Annotated in this window: 16 protein-coding genes, 6 tRNA genes and 1 riboswitch; of the genes, 13 read left to right on the forward strand and 9 right to left on the reverse strand. The window is 63.5% G+C overall.

From position 1 onward, the window contains the following. Positions 1-7 precede the first annotated feature (7 nt). From OK351_RS03160 to OK351_RS03185, 6 genes are all read right to left on the reverse strand, one after another. Positions 8-83: transfer RNA gene (locus tag OK351_RS03160), tRNA-Gly, on the reverse strand. A gap of 36 nt (positions 84-119) precedes the next feature. After that, a tRNA-Val gene (locus OK351_RS03165) sits at positions 120-191 on the reverse strand. Positions 192-243: 52 nt separating this feature from the next. Next, a tRNA-Gly gene (locus OK351_RS03170) sits at positions 244-316 on the reverse strand. A gap of 30 nt (positions 317-346) precedes the next feature. Next, a tRNA-Val gene (locus tag OK351_RS03175) sits at positions 347-418 on the reverse strand. 37 nt (positions 419-455) lie between these two features. Continuing rightward, positions 456-526, reverse strand: a tRNA-Cys gene (locus OK351_RS03180). A gap of 55 nt (positions 527-581) precedes the next feature. Then, positions 582-654: transfer RNA gene (locus OK351_RS03185), tRNA-Gly, on the reverse strand. A gap of 198 nt (positions 655-852) precedes the next feature. Here OK351_RS03185 and OK351_RS03190 point away from each other — a divergent pair. The 13 genes from OK351_RS03190 (at position 853) to hisF (ending at position 12,061) form a co-directional block, all read left to right on the forward strand. Continuing rightward, entirely contained in the window at positions 853-1,713 is an 861-nt protein-coding gene (locus OK351_RS03190; RefSeq protein WP_265155907.1) for a PD-(D/E)XK nuclease family protein, read from the forward strand. Positions 1,714-1,782: 69 nt separating this feature from the next. Further along, a complete protein-coding gene (gene def / locus OK351_RS03195; protein WP_265155908.1) occupies positions 1,783-2,346 on the forward strand; it encodes a peptide deformylase in 564 nt (187 codons plus the stop codon). A gap of 3 nt (positions 2,347-2,349) precedes the next feature. Next, positions 2,350-3,282 carry a methionyl-tRNA formyltransferase gene (locus OK351_RS03200; RefSeq protein WP_265155909.1) on the forward strand — a complete coding sequence of 311 codons (933 nt, stop codon included), beginning with the start codon at positions 2,350-2,352 and terminating at the stop codon, positions 3,280-3,282. Continuing rightward, positions 3,279-4,787 (forward strand): RsmB/NOP family class I SAM-dependent RNA methyltransferase, encoded by a 1,509-nt coding sequence (locus OK351_RS03205; protein ID WP_265155910.1) that lies wholly within the window; start codon positions 3,279-3,281, stop codon positions 4,785-4,787. The genes OK351_RS03200 and OK351_RS03205 overlap by 4 nt, the downstream gene beginning before the upstream one ends. A gap of 54 nt (positions 4,788-4,841) precedes the next feature. After that, on the forward strand, positions 4,842-5,495 hold the full coding sequence (rpe, locus tag OK351_RS03210; protein ID WP_265155911.1) for a ribulose-phosphate 3-epimerase: 654 nt from the start codon (positions 4,842-4,844) through the stop codon (positions 5,493-5,495). 33 nt (positions 5,496-5,528) lie between these two features. After that, a riboswitch (FMN riboswitch) is annotated at positions 5,529-5,669 on the forward strand. 113 nt (positions 5,670-5,782) lie between these two features. Continuing rightward, positions 5,783-6,487 (forward strand): nicotinamide riboside transporter PnuC, encoded by a 705-nt coding sequence (gene pnuC / locus OK351_RS03215; RefSeq protein ID WP_265155976.1) that lies wholly within the window; start codon positions 5,783-5,785, stop codon positions 6,485-6,487. Then, a complete protein-coding gene (gene ribD, locus OK351_RS03220) occupies positions 6,484-7,548 on the forward strand; it encodes a bifunctional diaminohydroxyphosphoribosylaminopyrimidine deaminase/5-amino-6-(5-phosphoribosylamino)uracil reductase RibD (RefSeq protein WP_265155913.1) in 1,065 nt (354 codons plus the stop codon). Before pnuC ends, ribD begins: the two co-directional genes overlap by 4 nt. Positions 7,549-7,552: 4 nt before the next feature. After that, positions 7,553-8,176: a riboflavin synthase gene (locus OK351_RS03225; RefSeq protein WP_265155914.1), complete on the forward strand. Its 624-nt coding sequence runs from the start codon at positions 7,553-7,555 to the stop codon at positions 8,174-8,176. After that, complete coding sequence (gene ribB, locus OK351_RS03230; protein WP_265155915.1) at positions 8,173-9,399, forward strand: 3,4-dihydroxy-2-butanone-4-phosphate synthase; 1,227 nt, start codon at positions 8,173-8,175, stop codon at positions 9,397-9,399. Before OK351_RS03225 ends, ribB begins: the two co-directional genes overlap by 4 nt. Before the next feature lie 55 nt (positions 9,400-9,454). After that, complete coding sequence (ribH, locus tag OK351_RS03235) at positions 9,455-9,931, forward strand: 6,7-dimethyl-8-ribityllumazine synthase (protein ID WP_265155916.1); 477 nt, start codon at positions 9,455-9,457, stop codon at positions 9,929-9,931. An 83-nt stretch (positions 9,932-10,014) separates the two neighbouring features. Further along, positions 10,015-10,278: a phosphoribosyl-ATP diphosphatase gene (locus tag OK351_RS03240; protein WP_265155917.1), complete on the forward strand. Its 264-nt coding sequence runs from the start codon at positions 10,015-10,017 to the stop codon at positions 10,276-10,278. A gap of 136 nt (positions 10,279-10,414) precedes the next feature. Further along, positions 10,415-11,263, forward strand: coding sequence for an ATP phosphoribosyltransferase (gene hisG / locus OK351_RS03245; RefSeq protein ID WP_265155918.1), 849 nt, complete (start codon positions 10,415-10,417; stop codon positions 11,261-11,263). 27 nt (positions 11,264-11,290) lie between these two features. Next, positions 11,291-12,061 (forward strand): imidazole glycerol phosphate synthase subunit HisF, encoded by a 771-nt coding sequence (gene hisF / locus OK351_RS03250; RefSeq protein ID WP_265155919.1) that lies wholly within the window; start codon positions 11,291-11,293, stop codon positions 12,059-12,061. A gap of 69 nt (positions 12,062-12,130) precedes the next feature. On the opposite strand, the gene OK351_RS03255 is transcribed toward hisF, so the two are convergent. The 3 genes from OK351_RS03255 to OK351_RS03265 form a co-directional block, all read right to left on the reverse strand. After that, on the reverse strand, positions 12,131-12,871 hold the full coding sequence (locus OK351_RS03255) for a PKD domain-containing protein (RefSeq protein WP_265155920.1): 741 nt from the start codon (positions 12,869-12,871) through the stop codon (positions 12,131-12,133). Positions 12,872-13,014: 143 nt separating this feature from the next. Then, the gene (locus OK351_RS03260) at positions 13,015-13,650 is read right to left on the reverse strand and encodes a DUF6318 family protein (RefSeq protein ID WP_265155921.1); all 636 of its coding nucleotides are present in this window, start codon (positions 13,648-13,650) and stop codon (positions 13,015-13,017) included. A 175-nt stretch (positions 13,651-13,825) separates the two neighbouring features. Continuing rightward, a complete protein-coding gene (locus tag OK351_RS03265; protein ID WP_265155922.1) occupies positions 13,826-14,467 on the reverse strand; it encodes a TIGR03085 family metal-binding protein in 642 nt (213 codons plus the stop codon). Between the last annotated feature and the right edge of the window lie 126 nt (positions 14,468-14,593).

The raw sequence follows: 14,593 nt of genomic DNA on the forward strand, positions 1-14,593 counted from the left end.
TGTGCTTTGGAGCGGACAACGAGGTTCGAACTCGCGACCTCAACCTTGGCAAGGTTGCGCTCTACCAGCTGAGCTATGTCCGCATTATGTAGAACATCAATCATACGATGAATGCTCCGTGCGCGATACTGGGATCGAACCAGTGACCTCTTCCGTGTCAGGGAAGCGCGCTACCGCTGCGCCAATCGCGCCGATATTCCGAAGAACTTCGGCCAAGAACCTAGGATACCCCAGGAACTTCCGAGCGGACAACGAGGTTCGAACTCGCGACCTCAACCTTGGCAAGGTTGCGCTCTACCAGCTGAGCTATGTCCGCATGAGCAATCATCCGAGGATGAATGTTCCGTGCGCGATACTGGGATCGAACCAGTGACCTCTTCCGTGTCAGGGAAGCGCGCTACCGCTGCGCCAATCGCGCAAAAAAGACTACTGCTTTTGGCTTCACGCCAAACGCGAGGTGGGGACGGGATTCGAACCCGCGTATACGGCTTTGCAGGCCGCTGCCTCGCCTCTCGGCCACCCCACCATGTCCGGTCGGAAACCGGGTTGAATCGGCGAACCGATTCGGTGATCTTTTTGCGAGCGGACAACGAGGTTCGAACTCGCGACCTCAACCTTGGCAAGGTTGCGCTCTACCAGCTGAGCTATGTCCGCAAAAAATGGTTGTTCATCTGCCGTTTCCGGCGTCTTTCCAACGAGTAAAAACTCTATACGAGATCATGCCGAAGCGCCAAATCGAAAGGCTGAGATCTGGTTCACAACCCCATCCCGCCCCGGGAATCCGCGAAAAACTTCCGGAATTTCCCCACGGACTTGGGGAGAAGGGGCCGCGGCATGTGCCATGATCGATTTATGACCACCCCCAAACTTGCAACTCAAACGGAACTCGGTCGCATGTACGCGCGGCAGGTCGGCGGACAGGTATCGGTGCCCTCGATAACCACCGTCATCGGCGTGGAGCACATGGACCTCACCGGGTGGGCCGGATATATGGCGGCCAAGTCACTGGCGGAGCACGGGCAATTGGCCGAGGCGTTGGGTGACCAGACGCGAATGCGTCGCCTGGTGCGCGAATCGGCGTCGGCATCGGAACAGTACCGGGACCAGACCGCGACCCGCGGAGACCGGGTCCACGACTATGCCGAGCAGTTCGCGCTCGGGGTACTCGGCGAACCCAATGAGCTGCGGTCCTCACGGGAACAGCTGGCCGCGAAGGATGAACTGGGCTTTGCGCGCAGCCTCGAAGCATGGTGGAAGGACTACCGGGTTGAGCCGATTGCTGCCGAGGTCACCGTGTGGAACGAAACGGTGGGCTATGCCGGGACCATCGACCTGATCGCCCGGGTCGGTGGCCGGCTGGCGCTGGTGGACTACAAAACCAAGGGCACCGACCGTGATGGGCAGGTCAAGAGCCCCGACGCAAAGGTCATCATGCAGCTGGTTGCCGCGGCCAAGGCGGAGGAACGCAGTGTGGACCCGGTGGCCGGGCTTTGGGAAGCCTGGCCCTATGGCACCGATGTGATGTTGCTGGCAGTGGCGCTGGGCGAGGGCGGTTCACGGACCTTCATGGCACCACCGGCTTCCTTGCCCGGATACTGGTCGAAGTTCTGGGCCCTGCACCGCAGCTGGAAGGCCCACTACGAGCTGGCGCGCAGCGGTCAGGGCCTGACCGAGATCGGTCCGCCACCGGGAACCGTAGAACAACTCCCGTAGACTGGTTCGGTGGGCTTTGGGCCCCAAGGACTGCGTTGAAGCCAACCTTGAAAGGACGTCACACGGATTATGGCGGTATTGGGAATTCGAATCATCGGGGATCCTGTTCTACGAACCAGGGCGCAAGAGGTCACCGAATTCGGCCCCGAGATCCAAAAACTCGTTGACGACATGGACGAAACCATGGAAAACGTGGAGGGGGCCGGTCTGGCTGCACCGCAAGTGGGTGTTTCCCTGAGGGTCTTCACCTACCAGATCGATGGTGTGCGCGGGCATATCATCAACCCCGTCCTCGAACTCAGCGAGGACTTCCAGCCGGATGTGGCCGAAGGTTGCCTGTCGATCCCCGGCATCTCGGCCCCGGTGCCCCGGCGACGCCATGTCCGGGCCACCGGTTCGGACAAGTTCGGTAATCCGGTCACGTTGGAGGGCGACGGGATGCTTTCGCGCTGCATCCAGCATGAGACCGACCACCTGGACGGAATCCTGTTTCTCGAGCGCCTGTCCGATGCGGATCGCAAGGCCGCGTGGAAGAAGCTGCGCGCCACCGATTACCGGTTGACCACGGCCAGCACCGTGCAGCAGCGCTCGGGTGCCCTCGGTTCCAGCTTCGGCGCCGGATTGGGGGGTTAAGTCATGCGGATCCTGTTTGCCGGAACCCCTGAAGTGGCCGTGACCTCGCTTGATTACCTGGTCGAGGCCGGATTCGAGATCGCGGCGGTGCTCACCCGCCCGGATGCCCCGCTGGGGCGCAAACGTGTGCTGACCCCGTCGCCGGTGGCGGCACGGGCCGCGGATCTGGGCCTGCGGACCATCAAGGCCGCGCGGATCGACGAGGAGGTCACCGCGCAGTTGGCGGCACTGGAATTGGAAGCCGCGGCCATCGTCGCCTTTGGCGGACTGGTGCCGGACAAGGCGCTGGACGTTCCCGTCCACGGGTGGGTCAACCTGCACTTCTCGCTGCTGCCGGATTGGCGCGGGGCCGCCCCGGTGCAGCACTCGATCATCTACGGTGATGACATCACCGGTGCGGTCACCTTCCAGCTGGAAACCGGGCTGGATACCGGTCCGGTCTTCGGGCAGGTGACCGAGCCCATCGGCGCAATGGACACCGCCGGGGTGCTGCTTGAGCGGCTGAGCCACTCAGGTTCGAAGCTGTTGGTGGACACCTTGCAGGCGATCGCGACCGGGGTGGCTCGGCCGGTACCGCAGAGCGGATCGGGCAGTTACGCGCCGAAGATCACCGATGCTGACGCGCAGCTGGACTTCACCCGCCCGGCCACCGAGATCCGGCGCCGCGCCCACGGCACCACCCCGTTCCCCGGCCCGTGGACCCAGGTCGGGACCACCCGCTACAAGTTCGGCCCGCTGCGCGAACGCCGTGAGGTCACCGGTCTCGGTGCCGGGCAGCTGCGCATCGAGCCGGGCAAGCAGCCCATGGTGCTGGTGGGAACCGCCACCTGGGCCCTGGAACTGACCACCATTCAGCCCCCGGGCAAGAAGATGATGAACGCCTCCGACTGGGCCCGTGGCCTGCTCGCGAACGGCACGGAAGTGAGCTTCGCATGAGCCAGCCGAATAACCATGAACCACGACGTAATGAGCGCGGGCGGACCCGCAACCGGGGGCAGGGCGGACCGCGACGCTATTCGACCTCCGCCCCGTCGCAGCGCAAGCGGTCCTCCGACCCCGCCCGCCTGGTGGCCTTCAAGGTGCTGCGCGAGGTTTCCTCGGCGGACGCCTACGCGAACCTGGTGCTGCCCAAGGCGATCCGCGACCACCACCTGGACAAGCGCGACGCCGGGTTCGCCACCGAACTGGCCTACGGGGCGTTGCGCGCCCAGGGGTTCTACGATTCGATCCTGGCGACCCTGGTGGACCGGGAGCTGTCCGAACTGGATCCGGCCGTTCTCGATGCGCTCCGGCTTGGGGCCCACCAGTTGCTGGCGATGCGGGTGCCGAACCATGCGGCCCTGGACGAGACCGTGTCCCTGGCCCGCGCCCAGATCGGTGCCGGTCCCTCCGGGCTGATCAACGCAGTGCTGCGACGGGTCAGCGCCAAGGAAGTGGATACCTGGCGCGCGGAAGTCGGTGCCAGTGCCACCAGCGAAAGCCAACGGCTCGGACTGGAACACGCCCACCCGGAATGGATCGTGCGTGCACTGCGCCAGGGGCTGGTGGCCCATGGCCGCCCGGCGACGGAAATCACCGAGTTGCTGGAGGCGGACAACGCCGCCCCGGTGGTGAACCTGATCGCATTGCCCGGGTTGGGGGAGTTGGCACCCGTGCTGGAGTCCGGGGCGGAGCCCGGCACCATGGTCGAAGGTTCGGCCACGTACAGCCACGGCGATGTCAGCCGGGTCCCGGGGGTGAATGAAGGTACGGTCCGGGTGCAGGACGCCGGAAGCCAGATCATGGCCCACGCCCTGGCCCGGGTGGCACTGCCCGAGCCCGGCGAGGACCGGTACTGGCTAGATTTGTGCGCCGGCCCCGGTGGCAAGGCCGCCGTGCTCGGGTCCTATGCGGTGCAGCGCGATGCCCGGCTGACCGCCAATGAACCATCCGCACACCGGGCCCGGCTGGTGGAGAAGTCGCTGGCCGCGGTGCCTGCGGACTTCTGGATGGTTTCCAGCGCGGACGGGCGGGATTACGCAGGCACGGACTACGCGGGGGACTACGACCGGATCATGGTCGACGCCCCCTGTTCCGGCCTGGGCGCCCTGCGCCGGCGCCCGGAATCCCGCTGGCGCAAGAACGCCCGGGACATCCCGGAGCTGACCGCACTGCAACTTTCGCTGCTGGAGGCTGCCTTCAACGCGGTGCGGGTGGGCGGGGTCGTCGGCTACGTGACCTGTTCACCCCACCAGGCCGAAACCCGGCTGGTGGTTGAGGATTTCCTGAAGGCGAATCCCAGTGCAGCACTGCTGGACACCGGGGCTGCGGTGGCCTCGGTGATGCTGCCCGGCACCCCGCCGGCCGCCATGGCCCTGGGGGCGGGGAGCACCGTCCAGTTGTGGCCGCACATCCACGGCACCGACGCCATGTTCATGGCGTTGCTGACCAAGACCGCCTAGAACCGACCACCCCGCCCGCCCACGCCGGCGGCCCACCCCAAGGAGAGCAACCCGGTGCGCATCAATCCCTCGATCCTGTCGGCCGACTTTGCCAACCTGGCCAGTGAACTGCAACGCATCCACACCGCCGATGCGGTGCATGTGGATGTGATGGACAACCACTTCGTGCCGAACCTGACCCTGGGCAAGCCGGTGGTCGAAGCCATTGCCGCGAACACCGGGCTGCCGCTGGACATCCACCTGATGATCGCCGACGCCGACCGCTGGGCCCCGGAATACGCGCAGCTGGGAGTGGATTCGGTGACCTTCCATGCCGAGGCCTCCACCGCTCCGGTGCGTCTGGCCCGCGAACTGCGGGCGACCGGAGCCAAGGCCTCGATGGCGCTGCGCCCGGCCACCGCGGTCGAACCGTACTTGGATATGCTCGGCGAGCTGGACATGCTGTTGCTGATGACCGTCGAACCGGGTTTCGGTGGTCAGAAGTTCCTGGACCTGGTGCTGCCCAAGATCCGCCGGGCACGGGCCGCCATCGAGGGCTCCGGCAGGCCGATTGCCCTGCAGGTGGATGGAGGGATCTCGCGGGACACGATCCTGCGGGCCGTGGAAGCCGGGGCCGATGTGTTCGTTGCCGGGTCGGCGGTGTATTCCGCCCCGGAGCCATCGGTGGAAATCGATGTGTTACGCAATCTTGCGCTTGGGGCACACTAGGTGTGCCATAATCGACAGTAGCAAACTGAAAAATACGTGCTCCGGGGTCGGTGTAAGTCCGAACCGGCGGTGATAGTCCGCGACCCGAGCCGGGACCCCCACAGGGGAACCGGATTGGTTGAACCGGTGGAATTCCGGTACCGACAGTTAAAGTCTGGATGGGAGAAGCACGAATTTGATTGACTGGTCCCTCTTCGGGCAGCTGCCGTGGCGCAGCTGTTTCGTCTAGCCGACCGCAGGACATCAAATAAGGTACCCCCGGAGCCGCCGCTTCGAGAAGGGTAATGATGGATTTTCTGCGGTGGCTCATTGAAGCTTTCGATTCGTATATCACGATCGGTTCCTCCGCGCTGCTGGTGCGTGAGGTCGTGGGTAATATCTTCGGTCTGGCCAGTGCCTTTGGCGGTATGCGCCGCAAGGTCTGGGCCTGGCCGGTGGGCATCATCGGCAACCTGCTGCTGCTGACCGTATTCCTGGGCAGCCTCTTCGGCAACGCCGACACCGCCAACCTGCTCGGCCAGGCCGGGCGCCAGATCATGTTCATCGCCGTGGCCGTCTACGGTTGGGTGCGCTGGAAGCAGGCCGCCGATGCCGGTGGCAGCGCCGTCACCCCGCGCTGGGCCTCGAAGCACACCCGGATCGGGCTGGTTGCCGCGATGATTGTCGGCACCATCGCACTGACCCCGCTCTTCAGGATGCTGGGCTCCTACGAGCCGGTCTGGGCCGACGCGTGGACCTTCGTCGGGTCGCTGCTTGCAACCTGGGGCATGGCCAAGGGCTGGGTGGAGTTCTGGCTGATCTGGGTGGCGGTGGATGTGGTCGGTGTGCCGTTGCTGTTCTCCGCCGGCTACTATGCCAGCGCCTTCATGTACCTCTTCTACGGGGTGTTCACCCTGGTCGGATTCTTCGTGTGGATGCGGGCCAAGAACAACGACAAACCCAGCATCGAAACCGAAATGCCCGATCCACGCATCCAGGCGGGCAGCAAATGATCACCGCCGAACAGCTCAAGGGCGCATTACGCACCGCACTGGAGGCCGCCGGTCGCGGCCGACGAGGGGCGAACCCGTTGGTGGGCGCCTGCATCCTGGATGCCGAGGCCCGGGTCATCGCCACCGGATTCCACCTGGGTGCCGGGCACCCGCATGCCGAAATCGATGCACTGCGTCGGCTGGGATTGCTCAGCCGGCAGGCCGCCGCCGGGCTGACCATGGTGGTCACCCTGGAACCATGCAACCACCAGGGCCGGACCGGCCCGTGCTCGCAGGCGATCGCCGAGGCCGGCATCGGGCATGTGCACTATGCGGTGCGTGATGAAACCGCCGCCAGCGGCGGGGCCGACTACCTGCGCTCGGCCGGGGTCACCGTCAGCCATGCCGCGGATGCAGCCAGCTGGGAGCTGAACCACCGCTGGTTCAAGGCCCAGGCGGAGAACCGCCCGTTCATCACGGTGAAGACCGCCCAGTCACTGGACGGGCGGATCAACGCACCGGACGGAACCAGCCAGTGGATCACCTGTGACGCCTCGCGGATCCACGCGCACTCGCTGCGTGCCCAGGTGGATGCGATCGTGGTGGGCACCGGCACCGTGCTGGCCGATGACCCCCGCTTGACGGCCCGGACCGCGGCCGGGGGACTGCACGAGCACCAGCCGTACCGGATCGTGGCCGGACACCGGCAGCTGCCCGAACAGCTGGCCCTGGCCTATGACGGGAACTGGGAACAATTGCGCACCCATGACGTGTTCGAGGTGGTGGCGCGCGCCCGGGACCTGGGCTTCGGCCACCTGCTCATCGAGGGCGGGGCCACCCTGGCCAGCGCCTTCATCGAGGCGGACCTGGCCGACGAGCTGTACTGCTACCAGGCCCCGGTGATCATCGGCGGCGGCACCGCCTCGGTGAACCTGCCCTCGGTCACCACCCTTAGCCAAGCCCGGAATTTCCGGCTGGATGCCGCGCAGAACGATGCGGTCAAACGGCTCGGAGTCGACGTGCTGCTGCACCTGGAACCCCTGCCGGTTCCGGTGGCCAACGGCAGCCACCCGAAGGAGTAGAACCATGTTTACCGGAATCATCAGCGGAACCGGAACCGTGCTGGAGCTGGCCGCCGACCCGCAAACGGACAGTGCCGTCCTGCACTTGCAGGTCCCCGGACATACCGCGGACTTCGCCCACGGCGGGTCCATCGCCATCAACGGCGTATGCCTTTCGGCCACCGCCATCGACGGGGAGCGGATCACCGTGGACGTGATGGGCGAAACGCTGCGCCGCACCAGCACCGGGACACTGCGCCCAGGCCAACGTGTCAACCTCGAGCGTTGCACCCCGGCCGGTGGACGGCTGGATGGACATGTGGTGCAGGGGCATGTGGATACCGTCGGCAGCGTGCTGCTGCGTGAGGACCACGGCCAGTGGACCACCTTCCGGATCGGATTGCCTGCCGAATACGCGGCGCTGACCGCGGAAAAGGGATCCATCGCGCTGGACGGGATCTCGCTGACCATCACCGCCGTTTCCCCGGCCGACGCCCCCGAACACTGGGTGGAAGTGGGCATCATCCCGATCACGCTGCGCGAGACCACCATGGGCGAACGGCAGGTCGGGGACAACATCAACATCGAGGTCGACGTGCTGGCCAAATACGTGGCACGCCTGACCGCCTTCGGAAAGGCCGCACAATGAGCACCAAGGAATTCGACTCCATTCCGACCGCACTGGCCGCCATGGCCGCCGGCCGGGCCGTGGTGGTGGTGGACGACGAGGACCGTGAGAACGAGGGCGACATCATCTTCGCCGCCCAATTCGCCACCCCGGAGCTGATGGGGTTCACCATCCGCTACTCCTCGGGCGTGATCTGCGTGCCGATGGGCGCGGAACGGGCCGATGAGCTGGGGCTGGCCCCCATGGTGGGCATCAACCAGGACGCCAAGGGTACCGCGTTCACGGTCTCCTGTGACGCCGCCGAGGGGATCAGCACCGGGATCTCGGCCGCGGACCGCGCGCTGACCGCCCGGCTGCTGGCCGCGCCGGACACCACCGCCAGGCAGCTCTCCCGCCCCGGCCACATCTTCCCGTTGCGTGCCAACGAGCGCGGGGTGCTGGCCCGCCGTGGGCATACCGAGGCCGCGGTGGACCTGTGCGTGGGTGCCGGGCTGGAACCTGTGGGTGTGCTGGTGGAGATCGTGCACGATGACGGATCCATGATGCGCCTGGATGACCTGCGCGGCTTCGCCGCCGAACACGACCTGCCGCTGATCTCCATCGAGGACCTGGCCCGCTGGCGCCGGGTCAACGACGCCATCGAACTGACCGAACCGGTGCGCCTGCCCACCGCCTTCGGCGAGTTCTCCGCCCGCGGCACGATGGTCGAGGGGCATGAGCACATCGTGCTCTCGCACCCGGGGCTGGACCCGCAGGCCGACGGTACGCCGCTGGTGCGCATCCACTCCGAATGCCTCACCGGGGACGTGTTCGGCTCCTACCGCTGCGACTGCGGGGAGCAACTGGACGCGGCGCTGGAGCAGATCGCCGCCGAGGGCGGACACCTGATCTACGTGCGCGGCCATGAGGGGCGCGGCATCGGGCTGTTGAACAAACTACGGGCCTATTCGCTGCAGGAAACCGGGCTGGATACCGCCGATGCCAACGAACACCTGGGTCTGCCGGTGGACTCGCGCGAGTACTACGCGGTGGTCTCGATCCTGCAGAACCTGGGCATCGAGCGGGTGCGGTTGCTGACGAACAACCCGGACAAGGTCGCCAAGCTTGGCGCGGCGGGCATCGAGGTCACCGAGCGGGTGCCAAGCCACATCGCCCCACGGGCCGAAAACGAACGCTACCTGCGCACCAAGCAGCAGCGGCTGGGCCACAACCTGCAATTGCCGGATACCAAGACCAGCTTCTGACCCCGGTGCCGCCGAACACCGACACCACCACATTCCTACTGAAAGCAGAGACGATATGAGCAAGCACGGAGCACCGACCAATACCGCCGAGGAACTCAAGGCACTGGACCGGAAGAACCTGAAGGTCGCGATCCTGGCCGCCAGCTGGCACGAGACGGTCATGAACGGGCTGATCAACGGTGCGCAGCGCGCGGCGAAGGACGCGAACATCGGCACCGTGGACCTGGTCCGTGTGCCGGGCTCCTTCGAATTGCCGGTGGCCGCCCGGGTGCTGGCCGAGAAGTACGATGCGGTGATCGCGCTGGGCGTGGTCATCCGCGGTGGGACGCCGCACTTCGACTACGTCTGCCAGGCTGCCACCATGGGCCTGACACAGGTGAGCTTGGACACCCGCACCCCGATCGGGTTCGGGGTGCTCACCTGCGACGACGAGGCCCAGGCAGTGGACCGTGCCGGGCTGGAAGGATCAGCGGAGGACAAGGGCTACGAGGCGTTCTCCGCCGCCGTGATGACGGTTGCCGCCCTGGCCTGAGCCGACCGGAGAACAGCGGCGAAAATGTCACATTGGGTGCGCCGAAGTGAACCGGCGCACCCAAAAACGCTAGGCTAGATCTCGTGAAAACTTTTGACGAGCTCTTCAGCGAACTGAAGCTCAAGGCCCAAACCCGCCCTGAAGGCTCTCGTACCGTCACTGAACTCGATTCCGGTATCCACGGCATCGGTAAGAAAGTCGTCGAGGAGGCCGCCGAAGTCTGGATGGCCTGCGAATACGAAAGTGACGAGGCGGCAGCCGAGGAAATCTCGCAGCTCCTCTACCACCTCCAGGTGATGATGATCGCCAAGGGACTGGACCTTCCCGATATCTACAAGCATTTGTAGCCGTCGAGCGGCCACTGCGTGCCCCTAACGGGCCTGCGGCAGGCAACGCACGACGGCCACAGACATCGGCCAATCCACTTTCCTTGGCGCCGCAGGTGAGCATCCTGCCAGGCGCCGGCACAGAAACGAGTTTCACATGCTTCGCGTAGCACTACCCAACAAGGGTGCTCTCTCCGAAATTGCCTCGACCATGTTCAAGGAAGCGGGCTACCTCCAGCGCCGCGACAACCGCGAACTGGTCATCACCGACGCGGACAACAACGTCGAGTTCTTCTACCTGCGCCCGCGCGACATCGCGGTCTATGTCGGACGCGGCATCCTGGATGTGGGTATCACCGGCCGGGACCTGTACCGGGATGCCGATGTGGACGAGGCGGTCGAGGAGCTGCTACCGCTGGGCATCGGCAAATCGGCCTTCCGATTCGCTGCCCCGGTGGGAACCTACACCACGGCCGAACAACTGGAGGGCAAGCGCATTGCCACCAGCTACGATGTCCTGCTTGACCACTACCTGAAGGAAGCGGGCATCAACGCCTCGGTGGTCCGCCTCGACGGCGCCGTGGAATCCTCGGTCCGTCTGGGTGTGGCCGACGCGATCGCCGATGTGGTGGAGACCGGCAACACCATCAAGGCCGCCGGTATGGAGATCTTCGGTCCGCCGTTGCTGCAATCCGAAGCCGTGTTGCTGGGTCGTACTGCTCATCAACCCGCCGGCCTGGAGGTGTTGATCCGCCGCCTGTCCGGTGTGCTGGTTGCCCGCCAGTACGTGATGCTGGACTACGACGTGCGCAAGGACCAGGTTGACCAGGCCGCGGCCCTGACTCCCGGATTGGAATCACCGACGGTTTCGCCGCTGCAGGATTCGGAGTGGTGTGCGGTACGGGCCATGGTGCTCAAGTCGCAGACCAATAACATCATGGACGAGCTCTACGACCTGGGTGCCCGTGCGATCCTGGTCAGCCAGATCCACGCCTGCCGCATCTAGTTTGGGCATACCTCAAAGGAGACAACGATGACCGTTGCAATTCGTGTCATTCCCTGCCTGGATGTCGACGCCGGACGCGTTGTGAAGGGCATCAACTTCGAAGGGCTGCGTGACGCCGGTGACCCGGTAGAGCTTGCGCGCCGCTATAACGAGGCCGGTGCCGACGAGATCACCTTCCTTGACGTCACCGCATCCAGCTCGGATCGTGAGACCACCTACGACGTGGTCGGCCGTACCGCTGACGAGGTCTTCATCCCGTTGACCGTGGGGGGCGGGGTACGCACCGCCGAAGACGTCGACCGGTTGCTGCGTGCCGGAGCGGATAAGGCCTCGATCAACACCGCGGCGGTCAGCCGACCGGATGTGATCAACGAGATTACCGAACGCTTCGGTTCCCAGGTGCTGGTGTTGTCCCTGGACGCCCGGCGAACGGATAATCCGGAAATCCCCTCCGGGTACGAAGTCACCACCCATGGTGGGCGAACAGGTACCGGTACCTGCGCCGTGGCGTGGGCAAAGGAAGCGGCCGAGCGGGGTGTCGGTGAGATCTTGTTGAACTCGATCGATGCCGATGGAACGCAAGACGGTTTCGACCTGGAAATGATCCGTGCCGTCCGCGCAGAGGTCAGTGTTCCGTTGATTGCCTCCGGGGGAGCGGGCAAACCCGAGGACTTCCCACCGGCTATCGAGGCGGGGGCCGATGCGGTGCTGGCCGCATCGATCTTCCACTTCGGTCCCGACGACATGATCGCCACGGTCAAGGACGCGATTCGAGAAGCAGGATTCCCGGTTCGCTAGAAGCAATCGTGATTCAAGGCGCTGTACCCCGAACAAGGGGTCAGCGCCTTGTCGATATTAACGCCGTGGTTATTGCCCATCGGGTGCAACCAGTTCCTTTTCGGTGCGCCACACATCAATGGGGACCGCCTCACTGGGTACGGCGGCCTGGCCGGGGATGGACTGCCATCCTTCGCCGACGATCCTGAATTCCCCACGGTAGAGCGTAGTGAGATTGACTTGGAAGATCCCGGTTTCCGTATACGAATGGCTTGTCGGGGTTTCGTGGTGGAGCGTGTGGTTCGGTGCCGGTTCGCCGGGGTGATTCAGATTCCGCTTCGTTCCGTCGCCGTAATCCCACATCCATTGAATTGGGATGGCACGGAGTTCGACAGAAATTCCTTCTATAACTGTGTTGAAGTTCTGTGTCTCGCTTTCCGCCCAAAGGTGCGTGTGACCGTTGCGCAACGAAAACTGTTCTGGATCGCTAATAAGTTCTGCGGGTTGGATGGGGAAGCTTCGAAATTGTTCGGGTGTAATACGTATTTCTTCCAGTATCTCGTCGAACGGAACTCCTGGAGCCGGGTCACCCGGACAACGAGGACCTTGCGAAATAAGCCGACCTTCGTCGTCGCCTTCAACGCCGAAAATTGTCTCTATGAATGGGAAACTCCCGTCTGCACATCTTTGCGCATCGGGATTAGTTGAGCAATTTTCAAAGATTTCGGGACTGTTACCGCAGGATTCGGAATGCTCTACGCGGTACTTGGGATTATTCTGATTTATCTGCCGGTTATTTTCATAGTGCCAACGATCAGGATTGATATTCAATTTGGGACAACGTTTTTTCCTGGCTTTTAATAGCGTCGGGTGACATCTGGCTACCAAATCTGCACTCGATCGGCAACTCTTTAACTTCGTAAGTTTCAATCACGTGGGGAATGATCAAAGACAAGACTCCTATTAGTGCGAAACTATTCATTTTCGGAAGTAACAAGTCCCACCACTTCCCATCCATCGTCGAATTCCAACTCGAAGGAGACAACGCGATTGTTTACTGCTTCCCATTCAACTACAGGATCGTTTGCATCGAGATAGATGGCCTGCGGTTCAGATGAATATTCGAATATGGCTACTGCTCTATTCTCCGAAGGTTGCAACAAGTCGATTAGTCGGAATTCATATTCTCCACCTACTTGCCATGCATCGTTCAGGATAGCTGTATCTAGTGGGTCAATGAATCTCTCACCGCAGAGTTCGCACTCACGGCTGGTTAGTTTCTTCATTTCGCCAGATGTTGTCGTTGCCGTGCTGTAGTTAATGATGTCGAAATAGTGCTCAGCAAAACTCATGGCCCCATTTTTGCTGTTCTCTTTGGCTAGCTCGGGCATTTCCGGAACTGGAATATTCTCGGCAGGACCTTCCGCAGTCGCTGGCTTCGGAGTTGGTTCCGGGGAGCTCGTGGGGGTAGGGGTTTCCGGACTGGGACTGGCAGCGGTGGCTGTTACCGAAGGTTCCGGGGCGGGGTCTGCCTGCTGGCAGGAGGCAAGTGCAAGACCGGCAACGGCGGGCAACGTCAGGAGACGCAGCTTTCGTAGTCTGTGGGACATCAGTGAACCTCCGTTGCCGTCGCATGGCGCCTTGATTGAACGTCATCCTAGACCGGAAGAACCGCGATGGGGAGGGTATGTCGAAAACTGTTGATAACCTGTCGGGACTCCGTTGGTTCCGCAGTTGCACTGGATTTTCGGCACGAGGCCTTAATCCCAGTTATCAGCCGGTACTTTAGAAACCGATTTTGGCCTTTTTCAGCGACTTGATCGATTCGTCGCTGCCCTCGAAGGTTACGAGGGCGCTATCGCCACGCCCTGAGGCATGCAGTAGCAGCTCGGCCACCGGGCCGGTGATGGTCACCGGGTTGGCGGCCTTCTTCGCCACACAATGTTCGCCGTTGGGACGGGCGAGGATGACACCTACCGGGCTGTGGCGATAGTAGATCCGTGCCCGCTTGGTCAGATCGTGCCATAGCATTTCGGTGTATTCGCGGTCCAGCACACGCGGGGCCCATTGGGTTCGGGCACGGCGGATGTCCTCGGTGTGGATGAAGAATTCCGACAGGTTTGCCGCCGAGCTGATGCGCTCAATGGAAAATGGCGAGTACTTGCCCGGGCCGGCGCGGAAACGTCGGACCAGGCCAATGTAATTCTCCGGTTTGCGGGCGTCGTTCGCCAGTTCCTGCAGCCGTGATTCGAGTTTTCCCGAAAGCGGCTTGATCAGTACTCCTGCACCGAGCGGGGAATTCTCCCGGAGAACCAGATGGGCGGCCAGATGGCGGGCCTGCCATCCTGCACAGAGGGTATCGGCTGAGGGGCCAGCGGCCAAGAGGGCCTCAGCTAGTGCGAGTCGAGAAGCATGTACCAGGTGCATCACCTCTGAACCTAGCACGCCTTGTTGCCCGGTGTGGGCCGAACCGCCCATGTTGCGTTGATTGGTAGGGTTTGCGACTTGTCACACGGGGCTGCGGCGACGTGCCCAGCAAGTATGCTTGTGGGG

The organism is Glutamicibacter sp. MNS18 (genome assembly GCF_026107515.2).
In the GTDB taxonomy this organism is placed as follows: domain Bacteria; phylum Actinomycetota; class Actinomycetes; order Actinomycetales; family Micrococcaceae; genus Glutamicibacter.